The organism is Burkholderia sp. E168m15, from assembly GCF_016586105.1.
GTDB classification, from domain to species: Bacteria; Pseudomonadota; Gammaproteobacteria; order Burkholderiales; family Burkholderiaceae; genus Burkholderia; species Burkholderia orbicola.
Genome location: NZ_BCPO01000168.1, coordinates 31263 through 51638 on the forward strand (window position 1 = coordinate 31263; position 20376 = coordinate 51638).

Below are 20376 nucleotides of genomic sequence, written 5' to 3' on the forward strand. Positions count from 1 at the left end.
CACTTAGAAACCGTGAATTTCAATCGTTCCGTATTGCCCCGAGATTGTCGTCGTGATCTTTAGCCGGCTACTGACGGCAGCGGTACCGGTTACCTTACGAGCTTCACTCAAACGTTGCCTACCTCAAGGAATGCCCTGAGCCGAACAGAGCTCAGGGACAAGCTTATTTGCGAAGGTACACTTCGACTGCGCGAACGCATCGTCTGACGACCGCTCCTGCACATGTCAGGCCGCCGCTGATCGGCCCCGAACGAAATGATGCTCCACCCTCGTCCGTAGCACCCCCTCCACCGCCGCAAGCCGCTCACGCAGCCTTACCGCCTGCCCTTCCGTCATTTCACCGAGCACGATTTTTTGTTCGAGAACGTCGCCACAGCGCGTGATGGCCCACCGATCGACCGTAGCCGTTTCCCCTTCGAGCACGGCCGCCGCGGTCGAAACGATGCCCGGATTCCGTCTCGAAACGAGATGAACCGTATGCGTCAAAGTGAAACCGGGAAGAAAATGCGACCAGTCTTCACAGACCGTCTGATGGGAAGCGGAGGAAACTTGGCTCATGGTTGCTCCGGATGAATGGTTATCGAACCGGTGCCAGCCATGCTGCTCCCGTTTCGTTGCCGTCAATCGGCCGCATCGCCTCGAGGGCGTCCACCTTGCCCGGGAGGGCAGGTTGGCGTCGGGAAACCCGACTCTGGATGCTTGATTTCTCACGTTCGACATTCCGAACGTGGATTCATTATATCGAAAAATCGACGGCGAACAAGGAGTCTGTGAAAAGCAGCACTTCGGCGGGACAGGCGCCCCCGCCCGCCCCACCTCCACCGAGCGCCTAGTATGAGGGTCGGAATCCCGTCATATCCGACGAAAACCACACACTGAACCGCGTCCCCGTCGCCAGCACATCGACCGTCAGCTTCCATTGATGGGCCTCGGCAATCTCCTTGCAGATCGCCAGCCCGAGCCCCGCACCGTCATACCGCGAATCCGGCGCCCGCCAGTATCGATCGAAGACCAGCGGAAGATGTTCCCGCCGAATCCCCGGCCCTTCATCTTCGACATGAATCGCCGTATCAAGAACAGTCAGCACCACGACCCCGCCCGACGGCGACGCATTGATCGCATTCTCGAGCAGGTTCTTGAGCAGGATGAAAAGCGCCCCGCCATCCGCCCGTATCGGCGACGCGGAATCGCGCGCTTCGATATGAAGCGTCACCTGCTTCGCATCGGCCTTGCCGGCCAGCAAGCTCACGACGTCCCGCGCGACGTCGGCACCATTCACATCCCCGAAACTGAAGTTCTGCGCTTCGCTGACTTCAGCCAGATGCAGCAGTTGCTTGACCTGCCGCGCCATCAAATCGATCTCGCGAAGCAAAAGCGCCTTCTGGCTAATGTCCGGTTGCAGCTCGATCTGCCCTCTGACCAGCGTGAGCGGCGTCTGCAACTCGTGCGCGGCGTCGGCCAGAAACTGCTGCTGCACCGCAAAGCCATTCTCGAGCCGGGTCAGCGCGTCATTGAATGCATCGATCAGCGGCTTGATCTCGCTGGGAATCCCCGCCGACGACAGCCGCGTCTTCAGATTGCGCGGCTCGATTTCCCGCGCGGCACGCGATACCTCCCGCAACGGCTTCAGCACATGGCTGATCGTCAACGGCAGCGTCAGTCCGAAAATGACGGTCGCAATGACCAGCACATAAACGACGGTCTTCGGTATCGGATCGATCCGCGTCCTGACGAGCGCATCGACGAGTTGGTCGCTGTGCGCCACCTGCACGTAATAGACGACGCTCCCGTTCAACGCGCGCTGCGTCGCGACCGCGTATGCCTTGCCGTCGATCGTGGTGGGCAGCACCTTGCCTGCCACCGTCGCGAGGTCCTCTGTCAGCCACGGTCGATCGTCGCTCGAAGGCACCGACGCCAGCAACACCTTCCCCGTCGCATCGAGCACGCGATACTTCACGTCGGCCGGCAAGAGCCGGAACATCACCGCCGGATGCTCGCCCAATCGCACGGATGCCGGCCGCCCGGCCGCATCGAAACGCATCCCGGCCACGATATGACGGATGCTCTCCATCTGCTGGCGCCGTCCCAGGAACTCGGGATATCGATCCAGAAAATAGACGGAAAGCGCGGACAGCAACGCCAGGCTGATGGCGAACGCGGCAACGTTGGTCACCCACAGACGCGTCGACAGACGCAGGACCCAATGACGGAACATGGCGGTTTTCTTACGAGGGAGTAGCCACGTGCGACACGCGGCGAAGCATCGTCACGCGTCCCGCAGCGCGAAGCCGGCGCCGCGGATATTGGTGAGCCGCATCGTTGCGCCGATCGCCGTCAATTTCTTGCGCAAGCGGTGCACGGTCACCTCGAGCGCGTTCGGCGTGACCGCTTCCGCGAGCCCCCATGCGGCATGCTCGAGGTTCGAATGCCGGACGGTCCGGCCCGCCGCTTCGATCAGGCAAAGCATGATCTGCAGCTCGGCCGGGGCCAGCAATACCGTCCGGTCGCCACAGCGCATCGCCCGCTGGGGCGGGTCCACGGTCACGTCCGCGAACGACGCGACGAGCGTCGTGAGCAGCGCCGGACGCCGCATCAGCGTACGGACGCGGGCGACGAGTTCGCTCATTTCGAACGGCTTGGTCACATAGTCGTCGGCGCCGCTTTCGAGTCCGTCGATGCGGTCATGCAACGCGTCGCGTGCCGTCAGCATCAGGCAAGGCATCATGCGCCCCGCCGCGCGCAGCGTCCGCAAGAACGCCAGACCGTCTCCGTCGGGCAATCCGCGATCGATGATCAGCAGCGCGTAATCGGCCCGGTCGACACCGTAAGCAGCTTCCCGAGCATTGCCGAACCGGTCGGATTCTATTCCCGCCGCGGCCAACGCCTGGGACAACAGGCCGGCCAGGCGCTCGTGATCCTCGACAATCGCCACTCTTGGCATGCTCGCACTCACTTGAACCGATACATGTAGCCGATCCGGGCCTCGGGAATGAACCGCCTGCCGACGAGCGGACTGTCGGTGATGCCGTCGCCGAGACGCGACACGCCCACGTCCACGAACATCGTCTGCTGCTTCGTCAGCCGGTAGTCGACACGCGTGCCGGCCGACACGTTCACGGCCGAACCCGCGCTGTAGGCGGCGCGCCAGGCACGCGCCTCGGATGGTCGCACGCCGTAATAGTAGTCGACGTATTTGTTGCTCAGCCATTCCACGCCGACATGTGGCGCGATCGAAAATGCGCCGACGGCGAACGCCTTCTCGAAGCCGATCTTCGCGCGCTCGCCCTTGTTTCCGCCGAGCAGGAAGCTACCCGACAACGTGCCGAAGCCGGTGCTCCATGACAGTGCAGGGCCGTACCAGAACGCGCCCTTGCGATTTTCCATGCCGTTGAGGATCGGCGCGTCCGAGCCCTTGTATCCGTCGAACAGCGAGAACTGGCCACGAAACGCGAGATTGACGCCACTCCAGCTGCCGATTTTCAGATCGACCGTGGTGCCGATGGCCTGCACCCATTTGTTGTCGAAGTAGACCAGCGGAAAAGGCAATACACGGGTGCCGTCGCCCCTGTAGGCCGACGGCTCGATGCCGACGCCGGCGCCCAATCCCCAGTGCGTGACGTTCGTCGCGTTGTTGAGGATAGTCAGCCCCGTATTGTCGGGATCGGGCGGGCTCGCGCCCTCGTCCGCCCACGCGGAAGCAGATGAAAGTGCAAATGAAGCGGCAATCAGCCATAACGGGCGTGCGCGGCGAGAGGCAATTTTCACAATCGTTCCTGGAGTCGAGGGTCGAAACGGGGGCTACTGTAGGACCAGTCGACTTACCGCTCACTTACCAGGAAAAAATCATCGCTTTGCGGACTGTGCGGGAAATGCAGATCGTGGGAAATATCGACGCAGGGCGAGCCTGTGTCGCCCCCGCGCCTTTAAGGAATATCGCAGTGCGCCCCGTCAAAACACCGTATGCAACCCCATCCGTGCGACCGCCTGACTCGCGGAACTCGACGCCCCGTCATTCACTTGGAACGAGGTCCGACTTTGGCAATGTCATCGACGAGCTTCTCCAGCTTGCTGACATGGTGAGTGATTTCCGCAAGGTCCCGATCGCGCTCAATCTTGTTTAGTACCTCGACATCGATTTCGAGAATTTCTGCAATTTCCTTTGCGAGCGCGGCGGAAATCGGCCGATGCCCTTTCTTCCCTTTTGGCGTCAATATATGACTTACGCGGGACATGGAGCGCCATCCAAGCCGCAAAGCCAGATCCTTTTTAGTACCGACCGGCATTTTTTCCAACTGCGCGATCAGATTTCTCCGCCGACGCTCCTCGGGAGGCAGTTGAAAATCCTCGATAGGCCCACCTGTGTCGAATGCGAAATTTTGTCGAACCCTCGCCACTTCGTCCTTTGCCGCCTGTTCCTGTAACGACTCGCGCTTTCGCGCTTCAATTCTGGAGTTCAACCCGGCAAGACCACGTTGACGATTTCTCCGAGCCGCTCGAACATCATTACCAAGCTTGACGAGCGCGGAAATATCGCCCTTTTGTGCCGCCGTTACACATTCCAGTAAATGCGCCTCCAGAAATATCTGGTATTTCTCCAGCCAAACTGCTCGCTCGGCCCTTTGAGCTTGCCCGAACTCATCGACCCGACGCTGTAACGACGCCGACAGACCCGAGTCAAAACGTTCTTCGAGAAGTCGCGCGAGCTCCTGCCCTACGCTCGCTCCCCGCGCCTTCGCCGACGCGACCAGATTCCGCTTGAGACTCACCGGGATACGAGCAAACAGGGGCTCGGTGCGCGCTTTCAGTTTATCAACCATGCAATCACTTTAGCATGGCTGCTCGAAAACGACGCCATGGCCTAAAGTCGCTCCAGTCACACTCGTGGCCAACCTTCTCTAGAAAAAGAGGCAAATATGAGCAAACTCGGCATCGCGGAAGGCATTAAATTGCGCGGAAATGTCAATCGCATTACCGAAATCATGAAGCAAGGCACACTGGAGGACGCCGTCGCCTGTTTCGCCCTGGGCGGAATGACGCTGCAGGCGAGCGGCGGCGACGTCCCTCTCCTGCGCAATCTGTCGGAACTGACCCGTACGGCCTTGCCGAAACGGGTGGTCAAGGACTACTTCGGCGCAAGCAACGGCGTCGTCATGAGTCTCGCGTAAGCGAGTATGGCAATCGCAAACGCAGTAAAAGTCGAAAAGAAAACGGGCCGCCTGGCCCGTTTTCCGTTTGATCCGCCCAACGATAGGCGTCGCATACGCGACGCACCACGGCGCATCTGAAGCGCGGCACCGCCGCCCCGTCAAAACACCGTATGCAACCCCATCCGCGCGACCGCCTGAGTCGCGGAACTCGATGCCCCGTTCGGGTCCAGCACGCCATTCACCTGCGCATTCGCGCCGCCATTCGCGCGCTGACAATCCGCCGACACATACACCATCGTCCGCTTCGACAACAGGTATTGAAGCGCGACGCTGATCTGATGCGCATGGTTGTCGTTCACCGCTTCATTGCCCTTCATGTACATGTATTTCGCGCCCAGCACGATATCCGGCCTGATCCGCCACAAGCCGCCTGCCTCGGCCATCCACACGCCCGCATCGTTGAACGAATTGCGCACGGTGGTCATCAGCGCCTTCGCGGTCACGACACCAAAGTCGTAGTGCATGCCGACACCCCAGTTGCGCACGCTGGTCGACGGCACGCCCGGCGCCGGGCCGTACTTTTCGTTCGTATAGGCCGCGCCCACGCCGAAAGCCCCCAGCTCGTAGTTCACGCCGGCGCTGACGGCGTTGTCCGCACCGACCGAGCCGGCCACGCCGCCGAACGCATACATCACGCCGCCAGAAAAACCCGCGACCGTCGGCGAGCTGTACTTGACCGAATTCGCGATCGGCTTGCTGCCGGCCGTGCGGTCCCAGTCGAACGCGCCGGTCGGATTGCCCGGCAGCGCAAGACGCTGGAACGGGCCGTTCCGAAAGCCGTACAAGCCGGAAATGTCCCGCGAAATCGCGTTGCCCCTTGAAAAGAGCGCATCCACCATGAAGTCGTACTGATTGCCCAGCGTGATACTGCCGAACCGGTCGCTCTCGATGCCCACGTAGGCGTTGCGCCCGAAAATCCCGGTCCCGACGATGCTCCCGTTCGCCATCGAGAACTGGTTCACGAGCGCGAACGTCGCGCGATATCCGCCGCCGAGATCCTCGGTACCGCGCAGGCCGAACAGGTTGGGCGCGAATATGCCGTCGTCGAACTTGACGTTCTTTCCGCCGCCCTCGTTGCTGACGTACGTGATGCCGGAGTCGATCAGCCCGAACATCGTCACGCTGCTTTGCGCCCACGCGCCTTGTGCCACGGCGAGCATCGCCAATACACCCAACCTGAGTTTCATGTCGTCTCCGTCTTTTTTATGAAAATACGAGTCCGTCACCCGTCGCGGGGCGGGTGTTCGCTCATTGCTTTGTAGAAAATCGCCTTGATTCAGGCAGTCACATCAACACCAGAAATTAGTTTTACTGATTGATCAATTCGAAAAATTTCCAGTGAACCTGCATCGACGCGCAAGCATTCCAAATCCGCGAAATCAAGCGCCCCGAAAGACGATCCACGCGGATGCATCCACCTCGACGGCCACGGTTTCCAGCCCGGCCCCCGTGCAGGGCCCGTCGATACACACGCCGTCATCGAACCGGAACAACGCACTGTGATGCGCACACATCAACACCTGCGACCGGTAGCAGGACACAGTGCCCGGCACGAAATCGAGCGGCACCGAAAAGTGCGGGCAACGATTCACGTACGCCCACACCTGCGCGCCACGCCGCACCACGATAATGGGCTGACCGATACACGCTGCGTCGACGACTCGCGCGCCACCATCGGGCACATCGGCCACGCGGCACAGCTGTTTCGCTTCCATCGCTCACACCCTTTGCTCGGGATTGCCGAGGCTCCAGTCCCACGGACGCACCTCGACGTGCGAGAACAGGCCCTCCTTCACATACGGGTCGTTGCCGACGAACCGCATCACCGCATGGATATCGTCCGCCTCGATGACGAGCAGCGTGCCGTTCATCGCGTCGCCTTGCGGGTCCAGCGTCGGGCCGCCGAGCCGCACATACACGCCGTGCTCGGCCGCCGAGCGCAGATAGCTCCGGTGAATCGGGCGCATGCGGTCGCGCACGTCACGCATGCCCGGTTGGTCGGTGGCAAACACCGCGAAAAAACGCGCCATGGCGATCAGCTCCGATCGAGGATGAAGCCGGACATCGCTTCGCGGTACAGGCCGTGCAGGCCGATCTGGTGAGTCATCACGTCGTTCTCCGTTCGCCCATCCGGCCGCTCAATGCGGCGCGCGTCCTTCCCATGCGTGCTGAAGCAACGCGCGAATCGCCGCGCGTTCGATCGGCCGCGGGTTCGCATACGGATTCCTGCATGCCAGATCGGCTGCTTCGTCGAGCCCCTGCTGCGGCATCCCGATATCGGCGAGCGCCGGCGCGATGCCGAGCTGCGCGTTGAGCCTGAACAGCAGCGGCCCGGCTTCCGCCGCATCGCGCCCGCCCAGCGCCCGCGCGACGCGACGCAGCGCATCGGGCGCAGCGGCGTGGTTGTAATGCGCGGTATGCGGCAACATCGCCGCGTGCGTCTGCGCGTGCGGCAGGTTGAACGTGCCGCCGAGCGTGTGGCAGAGCTTGTGATGCAACGCCATGCCGACCGCACCGAGGCAGGTGCCGGCGAGCCACGCGCCATACAGCGCGCGGCTGCGCATCGCACGATCTTGCGGATCGCGCACGACGACGGGCAACGCTTCGCCGAGCGCACGGATCGATTCTTCGGCCATCAAGCTGATGACCGGGTTTGCATCTTCCGCGTAGAGCGCCTCGACCGCATGCGCCATCGCATTGACACCGGACGCCGCCGAAATGGCTGGCGGCAACGACACCGTCAGCGAAGGGTCGTAAATCACGGTCCGCGGCAGCACGCGCGCATCGCGCCCGGTGCGCTTCAACCGATCTTCGGTGAGCCCGTAGATCGGCGTCATCTCCGAGCCGGCATAGGTCGTCGGCACGGCGAGGATCGGTAGCGACGATTGGAGCGCGATGGCCTTGCCCAGCCCGATCGTCGAACCGCCGCCGACCGCGATGCAACAGTCCGCGCCCAGTTCGGCGGCCGTCTCGCACGCCGCGCGTGCGACTTCGACCGGCACGTGCATCACGGCCTGCGCGCACACGCCGGCCGCCCGCTCGCCCAGCACGTCCTTCACGCGATCGGCGAGCGGCTGCTGTTCGGGCGTGGAGAGGATGAGCGCGCGGCGTGCGCCGAGCGCCGACAGCTCGTCCGGCAGCCGGGCCAGCGCGCCCCATTCGAAGACCACGCGCGACGGGGTGCCCTGATAGACGAAGCGCTCCATACGAGCCTCAGCGCTTGAAATGCGGCGGCACGTTGCCGTCGACGTTGACCCACACCGAGCGCGCTTCCGTGTAGTCGTGCATCGCCTCGAAGCCCATCTCGCGGCCGTAGCCCGACTTGCCGACGCCGCCGAACGGGCTGCCCGGATTGACGCGCTTGTAGCAGTTGATCCAGCACATGCCTGCGTCGATCCGCGCCGCCATCCGGTGGGCACGCGACAGGTCGTTGGTCCACAGGCCGCTGCCGAGCCCGTATTCGGTTGCGTTGGCGATGGCCAGCGCTTCGTCGTCGCTGCCGAAGCGCAGCACGGTGACGAACGGGCCGAACACTTCCTCCTGCGCGACACGGTCGGTCGCACGCTTCGCCTCGATGATCGTCGGGCGCACGTAGTAGCCATTGGCGAGCGCCGGGTCCTGCGGTGCGCTGCCGCCGGTCAGCACGCGGCCGCCCTGCTCGCGCGCGACGTCGACATACGACAGCACGCGATCGAGGTGCTGCTTCGACGTGAGCGGCCCCATTTCGGTATCCGGATCGAGCGGATTGCCGATCCGGATCGACGAGGCGAGCGCGACGAAGCGTTCGAGGAACGCGTCCGCGATGCGTTCGTGCAGCACCAGGCGCGACCCCGCGATACAGGCCTGCCCCTGGTTGTGGAAGATCGCCCACGCGGCGCCGTTGATGGCCGCGTCGAGGTTGGCATCGTCGAACACGATGTTGGCGCCCTTGCCGCCCAGTTCCAGTTGCACGCGCTTCAGGTTGCCCTGCGACGCTTCGACGATGCGCCGGCCCGTCGCCGTCGACCCGGTGAACGCGATCTTGCCGACGCCTGGATGTTCGGCGAGCCGCTGGCCGGCCGTATGCCCGTAGCCGGGCACGATGTTGACGACGCCGGCAGGAAACCCGACCTCGGCCATCAGCTCGACGATGCGCAGCGTCGACAGCGGCGTGATTTCCGACGGCTTGAGCACGACCGTGTTGCCGGCGGCGAGCGCCGGCCCCATCTTCCAGCTCGTGAACATCAACGGAAAATTCCACGGCACGATCTGGCCGACGACGCCGATCGGCGCGCGTTGCACGTAGTTCAGGAAACCGGTCTCGACCGGGATCACCGAGCCTTGCAGCTTGTCGGCCATGCCGCCGAAATAGCGAAAGCAGGCCGCCGTGCGCGGCACGTCGAGCGCACGCGAATCGCGAATCGGGTGGCCGGTGTCCAGCGATTCGAGCTGCGCCAGCGCGTCCGCGTTGGCTTCGATCGCATCGGCCAGGCGCAGCAGCAGACGGCCGCGCTCGGCGGCCGGCATCGCCGACCAGGTCGGGAAGGCGCGCGCCGCGGCTTCGACGGCCAGATCGACGTCCGCCGCGGTGGCCGCCGCGATCTTCGTGATGACGGAGCCGTCGTGCGGGTTCAGCACGTCGATCGTGCCGCGATCGACGGCGTCGACGAAGCGCCCGTCGATGAAGAGTTGGGTTTGCATGAATCGTCCTCGGTGTATCGCAAAAGCAAAAGCGGAAGCTGCAACTGACGCGCGGCCTAGAACGCGATCGGGTACGGCGCGAGCTCGCCGCTCTCGTAGCGTTGCGGCAGATCCGGCGTCGCGTTTTCCCAGACCAGCAGCATCGAGCGCTTCGTCGAATAGCCCTGATGCCGGATATCGGCCGGCATCGCGCAGATGTCGCCGGCCCGCATCGTGATGCGCGCACGCGGCGCGCCGGTGTTCTTGTCGCCGATGTCCCACACGATTTCGTCGGACAGTTGCAGGAACCATTCGACGCGATCGTTGCCGTGGAACACCGGGAGGATGAATTCCTCGGTGGTCGGGCAAAACAGGCTGCGCCCGCACACCGACGTGACCGACGGATTCCACGTCACGTCCGAGCGCGACAGGTACTTGAACAGGTTGAACGCGTGCAGTTCGCCGTCGAAGCCCGGCTCGACATGCACTTCCGGTTCGTCCTGCGTCACGTCGAGAAACGCGCGGTTGACCGGCAGCTCGTCGCGCAGCGGCGAGTCGCCCTCGAGGCCCGGCATGCGGCGCGTCGCGATGCGCGTGCGCTCGATCGCCGCGCCGTTCTCGCCGTGCTTGCGGCCGAACGCCGTGCCCGTTTCCTCGGGCGCCGCGAACGGGTCGAAGCCTTCGTTGGTCCAGTCGTGCAGCATCGCCTTGAAGGTCGCCATGATCGTCGGCGTGTCAAAGGTCTCGGTGTAGTCGACGCCGGCGTCCTTCAGGATGCCGTTGAAGGTGCCCGCATACATGTCGACCTTGCCGTAGTGATTGCGCGTGCCGAATACGTGGTCGAAATTCACCCAGCCGTAGAAGAAGCCCCATGCGACGTCGCGCATCATCGCGCGCAGGAACGCGTCCGCCGGCATCGCATGCGTGCGGGTCTGGCCTTTCGCGGGCCAGCTGATCTTCACGAAATATTCGTCGCGCTGGAAGGCGAATTCGCCAAGCTGAAAGCGGCGGTAGCCGGTGACGGCATCGGCTTCGGTCGATCGCACCAGATCGGCGGCAAAGCCGGTAGAAAGGTCGAGGGTCTCGAGGGTGGCCATTACGTGTCTCCTGGAATAGTCGAATGCGGTCGGAAGGTCAGTGCAGGCAGATCTCGGCCCACTTCTCGACGGACAGCTCGCCGAGCACGGTCTGGACGAGCGCGACGCCCGGCCGGCTCGCGGTGAAGCGATACGCACAACCGGCCGGCAGCAGCGCCTGATGCCCTTTACGCAACACGACGTACCCCATGTTTCGGCCGGCCGGATGCGCGCCCGCGCGCACGGTGCCGCGGCCCGATTGCGGCGGATCGTCGAGCTTGATGAAGTCGATGCGGACTTCGCCGTCCATCTGGATCGCGAACTCGTCGTGCGCGCACGCGAACCACGGCGACTGCCCGTCGGTCCGCAACACTTCGATCACGTATTCGAGGTTCTTGCCGGCGACGACCTTTTCGTAAGGGGCCGACTTCGACGCCACCTCGAAGACGTTCGAGAAGGCGTAGTGCTGCGCGCTGCCGCTGGTGATTTCGATCTCGCCCTTCCGGTAACCATCGAGCGAACCGAAGACGGTGTGGAATGCCGTGCTGGTCATTGCTGTCTCCTGAGTTGAACCGCTTGTTGGATTCCACTCTAGGGGCAACGAACACCAGCAACAAGGCAACGGACGACGATTACGGCATTTGCGTTTCGCGAATAATCCGCGCGGGTCAACGCACCCAGCCGCGCGCCAGCAGCGGCAGATCCCACGGCGATTCGTCGCCGATGTATTCGGCGAGGAATTCGACCAACGCTCTCACCTTCAACGCCTGTCGCTGCGTCGCGGGATAAACGGCGGCGAAGCTCAGCGGCGCGAGCTGGTAGTCGGTCAGGATCGGCACCAGGCGGCCCGCGACGAGCGCGTCGCTCGCCACGAGCGTCGGCAGGCAGACGACGCCGCCGCCAGTCAACGCGTACTCGCGCAACAGATGAACGGAGTTCGAGCGGATCATGCCCGGCAACTCCATTTCGACGACCTCGTCCCCGCGCGTCATCGTCCAGCGGTTGCGCGACGGGTAGCCCGAATACAGCGCCGTGGTGTGTTGCAGCAGATCGCGCGGATGTTGTGGTGCACCATGCGCGTCGACATACGCTGGCGCGGCACAGAAGAGACGCCTGACCGTAAACAGCCGTCGCTCGATCAGCGACTCGGAAATCGGCGGGAAGATCTGGAACGCGATGTCGAACCCTTCTTCGACAGGGTCGACGACGCGATCGTTGACGATGATGTCGAGCTGGATGCCCGGATAGCGCTGATTGAATGCGGCGAGCGGCGCGCCGAAGTGATCGAGCGCGAAGCCGGGCAGCATCTGGATGCGCAGCCGGCCGGTCGGTGTGGCGCGCAGTTCGCGCATCTGGTCCGTCAGCTCGTTGACGCGGCCCACCACCTCGGCACACTCGCGATAGAACGTCTCGCCGACTTCCGACAGCCGCACGTGGCGCGTGCTGCGGTGGAACAACGGTGCATTGACGAACTTCTCGAGCTGCTGGATGCGGTTCGTCACGACCGAACTCGTCACACCCAGTTGCCGCGCCGCTTCGGCGAAGCTGCTGGCCTCCGCGACCCTCACGAATGCCTCGATGCTCAGAAACCGGTCCATACCGCACCTTTTTTCGACAGCGGAACCGGCAGTCTACCTGTGCGGGCGAAGCGCTGTGTCATGCAAAAGGCGTCACTGTGTCGCCAAATCGATGTCAATCGCCGGGCGCGCCGGCACCGGTGCTCGAAGGTACGCCCGCGCCGGTATGCGCTCGCCGGCATTACCGCGACTGCTCGCCGGCGGCCAGCCCCGGTTGCACGGCCGCGCGGCGCTGCAGCACGGCCGGTGCGGTTTCCTTCAGCAGCAGGCTGACCACGATGCCGAGCAGCACCGAGCCCATCGGCAGCCACAGAATGTTCTGGATGCCAAAGTGTGCGGCAACGTAGCCGCCCATCGCCGGCGCGATGCCGCCGCCGAAGATCTCGCCAACGCCGACCACCACGCCGATGGACGTCGACACGAGGCCGACCGGCGCGGCCTCGGTCGCTACCGGCCCGGACAGCAGCGACACCAGCCCGAGCGTGAAGAACGATGCGACGAACAGCACACCGAACAGCGCGAGCGGCTGCGGGCCGAGGCCGCGGAACACGTAGAGCATCACGGCCGTGCCCGCGAAGCCGACGATGCTGGCGATGCGGCGGCCGACCAGATCGGACAGGCCGGGCAACCCGAACTGGCCGAGAAAGCCGCCGAAGCCGATCGCGGACACGACGAGCCCCATCTTCTGCGTGCCGAGCGACAGGTAATCGGTCAGGTACAGCGGCAGCAGCGCGCCGAGCACGAAGACGCCCGTCATCGCACAGCACAGCGCGGCCATCGCGACGAGAATGTTGCGGCTCCTGAGCACATGCCCGAGCGACGCGGGTGCGTGCTCCGACGCGACCTCCTTCGCAACCTTCGGCTCGCGGATCACGAAGAACATGATCGCGCCGAGGATCAGGCCGGGCACGGCCACGAGCGCGAAGACCCAGCGCCACGACACGAAACCGAGCAACTGCGTGGCGATGATCGGCGACAGCGCGAGGCCGAACAGCGCGAAGCCGCTTTGCTGCAGGCCGAGGTTCAGGCCGCGCCGCCGCGGATGCGACGCATCGGCGGTCGCCGCAAAACTCGTCGGACAGAACGAGCCTTCCGCGACGCCCATCAGCCCGCGAATCGCCATCAGGCCGAGCAGCCCGCCCGCGAGCCCCGAGAAGCCCGACAGCAGCGAGAACGCGATGATGGCCGGTATCAGCACCTTCCGGCGGCCGATCTTGTCCGAGATACCGCCCATCAGCGCCGCGAAGATGCCCCACGACAGGCCGAGCACGCCGATGCAGTTGCCGACGTCCTGTGCGGTCAGGTCGAGGTCCTTCATGATCGAAGGAAACAGCGGCGCGATGAGCCAGCGGTCGAGGCCGACCAGCCCGAAGCCGAGCGCCAGCAGCGTCACCGCCTTCCACTCGTATGAGGTATCCCACTCGTTTGCTTGCATGTCCGTCTCCGTGGACGCCGGTTCGCCCGCGTGCGCCGCAGCGCCTGCGCATGGCCCGGGTCCGATGGTTTTTGTGTGCGACGCGAATCGCGAGGATCGCGAGGAAGTGCCGGCTGGCGTCCGGATTCGACGCATCGAACGGGCTCAGCCAACGCCACCACGATAGGTGCGCGGCCGCCGATCGGGTATGGAACAACCAGCGAACGCGTCATTCGCGAAACGCAAATAATCGGGAGCGGCGGGCGGGAAGGGGCGGCGGGAAAGCGTCGGGCGAAGGGTGCGGCACTGGAGTGGCACTCGCTCGCGTGTTACCGGGGGAATCCCTCATAGACCTCGGGGTGTCGGCGGACTGCTCGCTCGGTGCGGTCGATTCCGTGTTGGAAAACGTGCTCGATGGATGCGGAGCAACTGGAAAGAAGTGCTCCGGGCACCCTTCCGGCGAGCCGTCGCCGTCGAAAACTTCGTCGCCAATCTTCACCTGTATGGGCACCGGCCAGATCGAGAAGTAAATTCCATTATTCATCGATTTCATAAAACATTATTCCACACGGAGCCCAATCCCCAGCCAACTTTGGATCCTTTTTCCCTTCTGTCCCCCGTATCATTTCCGTCACTACGCAATCAGCAAGAGACGGACATGAGCGACACCACCCCGCTGCACTACCTCGACTACGCAGCCACGACCCCTGCCGATCCGCGCGTGATCGAAGCGATGACGGCCTGCCTCGGCTTCGACGGCATCTTCGGCAACCCCGCATCCAGTTCGCACGCCGCCGGCCGGCTCGCGAAAGACAAGGTCGAGCACGCCCGCGCGCAAGTCGCCTCCCTGATCGGCGCGGATGCCGACGAGATCGTCTGGACGTCGGGCGCCACCGAGTCGAACAACCTCGCGCTGAAGGGCTATGCGGAACACGCGACCGGCAAGCGCCACCTGATCACGAGCCGCCTCGAGCACAAAGCCATCCTCGACACGATGGCGAACCTGGCGAAACACGGCACACAGGTCACCTTCCTGACCCCCGATGCCCACGGCGAAATCACCGCCGACGCGGTGGCGGCCGCGATCGGCCCCGACACCGGCCTCGTGTCGCTGATGCTCGTGAACAACGAGATCGGCACGCTGACCGACATCGGCGCGATCGCCCGCATCGTGCATGCCGCCGGCGCACTGCTCCACGTCGACGCCGCGCAGGCGCTCGGCAAGACGCCGATCGACGTGCGCGCGCTCGGCATCGACATGATGTCGATGTCCGCCCACAAGGTGTACGGCCCGAAGGGCATCGGCGCGCTGTTCGTGCGCCGCGAGATCGCGAGCCGGATCGCGCCGCAGATTCACGGCGGCGGCCACGAGCGCGGCTTGCGCTCGGGCACGCTCGCCACGCATCAGATCGTCGGCATGGGCGTCGCATGCGCGCTCGCCGCTGAAAAGCTCGACGGCGAAGCCGCACGGATCGCGGCGCTCGGCGCGCGGCTCACCCGCGCGCTGTTCGCGCTCGGCGACGTCACGCAGAACGCGGCCGCCGCCCGCCGCATCCCGCACACGCTGAGCCTGACGGTGCATGCGCCGGGCTTCTTCCCGTTCATGCTCGGCGATGCGCTCGCCGTGTCGTCCACCTCCGCATGCAATTCGACCAGCGGCGCGCCGTCCCACGTGCTGACCGCGATCGGCCTCGATGCGGAAACCGCCGGGCGCACGGTGCGCATCAGCTTCGGGCGGTTCTCGACCGAACAGGACGTCGACTTCGCGATCGGCTGTTTCGCGCGGGCGATCGAGCAATGTCGGGCCGCGGCGGCGACCGGCTTCACCGCGTCGCGGCAGATCACGCCGGCCGACCTGAAGGCGATCCGCAATGCCGGTTTCCGCGCGGTGATCTGCAACCGGCCGGATGGCGAAGGCGACGATCAGCCGGCGTTCGAGGAGATCGCCGCGGCCGCGCGCGAACTCGGCATGGACGCGCGCTACCTGCCGGTCGAACGCGACCGCATCGGCGACGCGGAAGTCGACGCGTTCGGCGCGCTGGTCGACGCGCTGCCGAAGCCGGTGCTCGCGTATTGCCGCAGCGGCAGCCGCTCCGGCCTGCTTTGGAATCGGCTGTCCGCGCGACGCACGGCCTGAGCCGCCGCCCTTCCGCCGTTACGCGTCACCCCTGCGTTCACGCACGAAGCCGATGCCTCGCTGCATGAACGCCGGATGGCGCCGGTCACTTCCGCCTCACGTCTGTTCATCGCCGTTCACCGGCGTATAGATCGCCAGCTTCAGCGCGGGATCGTCGTTCGCCTGAAACGTCGCGTACTCGTAGCGCTGCGTGCCGCGTCGCGCATGCACGAGCACCTTCTCGCCCGACACGCCACTGCGCACGTCATGCGCATCCCACCATTGTGCGAACTCGCCGCTGCCGGTGCGCAGGCGCGCCACCAGCGCGACGAACGCCGGGTCGCTCGCGTAGAGATCGTGGTTCGCGCGAAACAGCGCGATCATCCGGCGTGCCTCGTCGGCCCAACTGGCGGCGAACAGCGCACGCGCGTACGGCGCCTCGAACATGTAGACGAGGATGTTGCGATCGGCCGGCGCCAGCCGGTCGAAGCCGAGCAGATCGGCCGCGGCAGCATTCCACGCGAGGATGTCCCAGCGCCGGCCGGTCACGTACGCAGGCTGCTGAAGATGCGCGACGAGCCGCGCGATGGCCGGCGGCACATGCTCCGGCACGAACGCACGTGCCCCGTCGCGCCGCGCGAGCGTGCGCAGGTGGGCGGCTTCGGCCTTGTCGAGCCGCAACGCGCGCGCCAGCGCGTCGAGCGTCGCATCCGACGGATTGACGTCGCGCCCCTGCTCGAGCCGCACGTACCAGTCGACGCCGATGCCCGCCCGTTCCGCGACTTCCTCGCGCCGCAGGCCGGGCGTGCGCCGGCGCGGGCCGTCGTGCAGGCCGACGGCATCCGGGCGCAGCTTCTTGCGCCGCGAGCGCAGGAAATCGCCGAACGGGGTTCGCGTGGTGACGGTCATCGGGTTCGCTCCGTGCTGGGTGGTACCGGCCGATCCTGGGTTCGCGCCGGGCCTTGTTGCCGATTCTAAGCCTGCCAGAATCGACGCGTCCCCACCCCGAGGAAGCGTCATGAAAGCTGCGATCCTGAAGTCGCTCGGCCAGCCGCTCGCGATCGAAACGATACCGGACCCCGTGCTCGGCACCGGCGAAGTCGTCGTGGACGTCGTCGCGACGCCGGTTCTGTCCTATGCACGGGAAGTGTTCAGCGGCGAGCGCCGCTATCCGATCGAGTTGCCGATGGTGCCGGGCTGCGGCGCGATCGGCCGGGTCCGGCAAACCGGCCCCGACGCGACGCAATTGCAGCCGGGCGACTGGGTGTTCTGCGACCCGACCGTGCGCTCGCGCGACGATGCGCGGATGCCCGACATCGTGCTGCAGGGCTGGAGTGCGCGCGGCGAAGGCGGCAAGCAGTTGCAGCGCTATTTCCACGACGGCCCGTTCGCCGAGCGGCTGCGCGTGCCGACCGAGAACGCGGTGCGCATCGGCGCGATCGCGCCGGCCGACGCCGCGCGCTGGTGCGCACTCAATACGCTGCTCGTGCCTTACGGCGGCCTGCTTGCGTCCGACCTGCGCGCCGGCGAAATCCTGCTCGTCAGCGGCGCGACCGGCAATTTCGGCAGCGCCTGCATCGCGGTGGCGCTGGCGATGGGCGCGCAATGCGTGGTCGCGCCCGGCCGTAATGCACGCGTGCTGGCGGAGCTCGAACGCCGCTTCGGCGAGCGCGTGCGCACGGTCGGGCTGACCGGCGACGAAACCGCGGACCGCATCCGCATGCAGCAGGCGGCGCCGGGGCCGATCGACTGCGTGATCGACCTGATGCCGCCGTCGGTGCCGGCGACGACGGTGCGTGCCGCCGTGATGGCCGTGCGTCCTTATGGACGCGTGGTGCTGATGGGCGGCGTCGGCATGCTCGGCGGAGCCGGGCTCGAGCTGCCGTATCCGTGGATCATGCGCAACGACATCACGCTGCGCGGCAAATGGATGTACCCGACGGAAGCCGTGACGCTGATGACCGGGCTCGTCCGCGGCGGGTTGCTCGACCTCGGGCATTTCGACGTAACGGTCTTCGCGCTCGACGACGCGAACGACGCGGTCGCGCATGCGGCGGAACATGGCGGGCCGTTCAGGATGACGGTGATCGCGCCGTAGCCTGCGCGATGGGTGCTACTTCGGATACTCCAGTTGCAGCGCGACCCAACTGGACGTCGCGTCGTCGTAGCGCGCCGCGATATCGGCAAGCACGCCGGGCAGCGCCGAATCGCCCCGCCGGCCAGCCGACATCGCCACACGCGCGTGCCGGACATCGGCCGGCTGCGCCAGCAACCGCAGCCCGTGCCTCGACTCGACTACGCTCGCATCGGCCGTCGCGACGACATCACTGCGCCAGGTCCGCGCCCACGCGTCGGCGGTCAACGCGACCGTGAGTTCGTCGAACCCGCTTTCGACCGGCAGATCGAACGTCTCGTGCCGCCAGAACGCGAGGCGGTTCATCAATGCGATCGCCACCGCGCGCGCGGTCAACCCGAACCGGCCACCGTCGTGATCATCGCTCCAAGCCTGTACGCCGAGGCCCCGCGCTGTCTCGCGCGCTGCGTTCGGTCCGGCCAGCACACCCAGCAACGCCAGCGAAGCGGGAATCGATGCGGATACGCCGGTCGTCGTCATGACGTTGCCGTCCATCACGTAGCGACGATCGTCGACCCATTTCGTCTCGGTGAAGCGGCGACGCAGGCCCTCGCGCGAATACCAGTGCGACGTTGCGGTGCGCTGCCGCAGCAGGCCGGTGTTCGCGAGGACCTCGGCGCCATCGCAGATCGCCACCATCGTCGCGCCGGCAGCAGCCTGCCTACGTAGCCAGGCCAGCACGGCCGGCCGGTCCGCACGATGCAGCGCGGGAACGATCACGACGTCGGCGCCCGCGGGCACCGTCGCGTCGAACCGGTCGAACGTGGTATCGGCCAGCATGCGCAGGGCGGGCATCAGTTCGACCGTGCCTTCGTCGGCCGACACGGCGACGACATCGACGGCGCCGGAGCGCTTCAGAATCGCGTACGGAACGATGAAATCGGTCGTCTCCGTGCCGGCGTTGTCCGCGACGATCACCACGAGCGGCCGCGTGCGGCCCGCCTTCGGCATGGCGATCGTCAGCGTCCGGGCCGCCGCCGGCGCATCTTCCGCCATCGCCCGCGTCGGCCCCCCCAATGCCCACGCACCCAACAGCCCGCACACGAGCAACACCGCGCTGCCTGTCTTCCGTTCCCGCATCGTCCACCCGTATCGATCGATTGCATGTCCGGAAAATTACAAGGATCATGCTCGCGGTCACAAGGACAACTCCACCGCACTTTCCGCCATGTCCCAGTCAACCTGTTCGGCACGCGACATCGTCGTCGTCGGCTTCGAAGGCGTCCAGTCGCTCGACATCACGGGGCCGATGGAAGTGTTCGCGGTCGCGAACCGTCATCTTCCGGCGCACGCCGCCCCATACCGGCTCACGCTCGCGTCGCAACACGGGGACGACATCGTCACGCACGCGGGCCTGCGCCTCGCCGGCGCGGCCGCACTGGCGGCGCTGCCCGCACGAATCGACACGATCATCGTCGCGGGCGGCGATGAAGCGGCGCTGCGGCACGCCGCGTCGGAAGCCGGCGTGCTGCCGTGGCTCCGCACGCGGATCGCGGACACGCGGCGCATCGCGAGCATCTGCACGGGTGCGTTCGTGCTCGCCGCCGGCGGATGGCTGGACGGCAAGCGCGCGACCACGCACTGGAACCAGTGCGCGACGCTACAGGCGCTCTGTCCCGACGCGCGGATCGAACCGGACGCGCTCTACGTGAGCGATCCGCCGTTCCATACGTCGGCCGGCGTGACGGCCGGCATCGATCTGTGTCTGGCACTCGTCGAGGCGGACTGCGGCGCGCCCACCGCGCTCGCGGTCGCACGCGAACTGGTGCTGTTCATGCATCGTCCCGGCGGACAGGCGCAGTTCAGCGTCGGGCTCGACATCCAGGCTCGTGCGACGCCGCGCATGCGTTCACTGCTCGCCGACATCGCCGACGATCCGGCCGGCGACCTCGGCGTCGCCGCGCTGGCCGCGCGAATGCACATGAGCGAACGGACCTTCGCGCGCAATTTCTTCAGGGAGACCGGCGTGTCGCCCGCGCAGTACGTGCTGGCCGCGCGTGTCGAGCGAGCGAAGGCGCTGCTGGAGCGGGCCGACTGGCCACTCGAACGGATCGCGGAACGCGCGGGATTCGGCAGCGTGGACGCGCTGCAGCGTGCGTTCGCGAAACGCGTCGGCGCCTCGCCGCGCGACTATCGCGCGCGCTTCGGGCCGCGACGCGAGAAGCGGCGGAGGGAATAGGACGCCGGCCGATC

General features: G+C 65.6%; 20 protein-coding genes and 1 riboswitch. Of the genes, 4 read left to right on the plus strand and 16 right to left on the minus strand.

Going from position 1 to position 20376, the window contains the following annotated elements:
* Positions 1-225: 225 nt before the first annotated feature.
* The 5 genes from JMF86_RS25380 to JMF86_RS35115 form a co-directional block, all read right to left on the minus strand.
* Entirely contained in the window at positions 226-558 is a 333-nt protein-coding gene (locus tag JMF86_RS25380) for a hypothetical protein (protein WP_153188191.1), read from the minus strand.
* Between the two features lie 42 nt (positions 559-600).
* Positions 601-704: riboswitch (SAM-I-IV-variant riboswitch) on the minus strand.
* Positions 705-829: 125 nt separating this feature from the next.
* Entirely contained in the window at positions 830-2215 is a 1386-nt protein-coding gene (locus JMF86_RS25385) for an ATP-binding protein (protein ID WP_011694490.1), read from the minus strand.
* Between the two features lie 51 nt (positions 2216-2266).
* Entirely contained in the window at positions 2267-2941 is a 675-nt protein-coding gene (locus tag JMF86_RS25390; RefSeq protein ID WP_011694489.1) for a response regulator transcription factor, read from the minus strand.
* An 8-nt stretch (positions 2942-2949) separates the two neighbouring features.
* Positions 2950-3603 (minus strand): MipA/OmpV family protein, encoded by a 654-nt coding sequence (locus tag JMF86_RS25395; protein ID WP_227745914.1) that lies wholly within the window; start codon positions 3601-3603, stop codon positions 2950-2952.
* Between the two features lie 410 nt (positions 3604-4013).
* Positions 4014-4817, minus strand: a complete 804-nt coding sequence (locus JMF86_RS35115) for a hypothetical protein (RefSeq protein WP_011694487.1) — start codon at positions 4815-4817, stop codon at positions 4014-4016.
* A 96-nt stretch (positions 4818-4913) separates the two neighbouring features.
* Between JMF86_RS35115 and JMF86_RS25405 the strand changes: the two genes are divergently transcribed.
* Positions 4914-5165, plus strand: a complete 252-nt coding sequence (locus tag JMF86_RS25405) for a hypothetical protein (protein ID WP_011694486.1) — start codon at positions 4914-4916, stop codon at positions 5163-5165.
* A gap of 140 nt (positions 5166-5305) precedes the next feature.
* On the opposite strand, the gene JMF86_RS25410 is transcribed toward JMF86_RS25405, so the two are convergent.
* The 9 genes from JMF86_RS25410 to JMF86_RS25450 form a co-directional block, all read right to left on the minus strand.
* Complete coding sequence (locus JMF86_RS25410; protein WP_011694485.1) at positions 5306-6394, minus strand: porin; 1089 nt, start codon at positions 6392-6394, stop codon at positions 5306-5308.
* Positions 6395-6586: 192 nt separating this feature from the next.
* Positions 6587-6922 carry a Rieske 2Fe-2S domain-containing protein gene (locus JMF86_RS25415; protein WP_011694484.1) on the minus strand — a complete coding sequence of 112 codons (336 nt, stop codon included), beginning with the start codon at positions 6920-6922 and terminating at the stop codon, positions 6587-6589.
* A 3-nt stretch (positions 6923-6925) separates the two neighbouring features.
* Positions 6926-7237 (minus strand): YciI family protein, encoded by a 312-nt coding sequence (locus JMF86_RS25420; RefSeq protein ID WP_011694483.1) that lies wholly within the window; start codon positions 7235-7237, stop codon positions 6926-6928.
* A 108-nt stretch (positions 7238-7345) separates the two neighbouring features.
* A complete protein-coding gene (locus JMF86_RS25425; protein WP_011694482.1) occupies positions 7346-8413 on the minus strand; it encodes a maleylacetate reductase in 1068 nt (355 codons plus the stop codon).
* Between the two features lie 7 nt (positions 8414-8420).
* Positions 8421-9887: an aldehyde dehydrogenase family protein gene (locus tag JMF86_RS25430; RefSeq protein ID WP_011694481.1), complete on the minus strand. Its 1467-nt coding sequence runs from the start codon at positions 9885-9887 to the stop codon at positions 8421-8423.
* Between the two features lie 56 nt (positions 9888-9943).
* On the minus strand, positions 9944-10963 hold the full coding sequence (locus tag JMF86_RS25435; protein WP_011694480.1) for a hypothetical protein: 1020 nt from the start codon (positions 10961-10963) through the stop codon (positions 9944-9946).
* A 37-nt stretch (positions 10964-11000) separates the two neighbouring features.
* Complete coding sequence (locus JMF86_RS25440) at positions 11001-11495, minus strand: hypothetical protein (RefSeq protein ID WP_006479834.1); 495 nt, start codon at positions 11493-11495, stop codon at positions 11001-11003.
* 115 nt (positions 11496-11610) lie between these two features.
* Complete coding sequence (locus JMF86_RS25445) at positions 11611-12540, minus strand: LysR family transcriptional regulator (RefSeq protein ID WP_011694479.1); 930 nt, start codon at positions 12538-12540, stop codon at positions 11611-11613.
* A 160-nt stretch (positions 12541-12700) separates the two neighbouring features.
* A complete protein-coding gene (locus JMF86_RS25450; protein WP_041489629.1) occupies positions 12701-13954 on the minus strand; it encodes an MFS transporter in 1254 nt (417 codons plus the stop codon).
* Between the two features lie 637 nt (positions 13955-14591).
* Between JMF86_RS25450 and JMF86_RS25455 the strand changes: the two genes are divergently transcribed.
* Complete coding sequence (locus tag JMF86_RS25455) at positions 14592-16070, plus strand: aminotransferase class V-fold PLP-dependent enzyme (RefSeq protein WP_011548374.1); 1479 nt, start codon at positions 14592-14594, stop codon at positions 16068-16070.
* Positions 16071-16166: 96 nt separating this feature from the next.
* On the opposite strand, the gene JMF86_RS25460 is transcribed toward JMF86_RS25455, so the two are convergent.
* Positions 16167-16958, minus strand: coding sequence for a helix-turn-helix transcriptional regulator (locus tag JMF86_RS25460; RefSeq protein WP_011548375.1), 792 nt, complete (start codon positions 16956-16958; stop codon positions 16167-16169).
* A gap of 109 nt (positions 16959-17067) precedes the next feature.
* Here JMF86_RS25460 and JMF86_RS25465 point away from each other — a divergent pair, with 109 nt between their 5' ends.
* Positions 17068-18147: a zinc-binding alcohol dehydrogenase family protein gene (locus JMF86_RS25465; protein ID WP_011548376.1), complete on the plus strand. Its 1080-nt coding sequence runs from the start codon at positions 17068-17070 to the stop codon at positions 18145-18147.
* A 15-nt stretch (positions 18148-18162) separates the two neighbouring features.
* Here JMF86_RS25465 and JMF86_RS25470 read toward each other — a convergent pair whose 3' ends face one another.
* The gene (locus JMF86_RS25470; RefSeq protein ID WP_011694477.1) at positions 18163-19263 is read right to left on the minus strand and encodes a DJ-1/PfpI family protein; all 1101 of its coding nucleotides are present in this window, start codon (positions 19261-19263) and stop codon (positions 18163-18165) included.
* An 88-nt stretch (positions 19264-19351) separates the two neighbouring features.
* Here JMF86_RS25470 and JMF86_RS25475 point away from each other — a divergent pair, with 88 nt between their 5' ends.
* Entirely contained in the window at positions 19352-20362 is a 1011-nt protein-coding gene (locus tag JMF86_RS25475) for a GlxA family transcriptional regulator (RefSeq protein WP_011548378.1), read from the plus strand.
* The last annotated feature ends 14 nt before the right edge of the window (positions 20363-20376 follow it).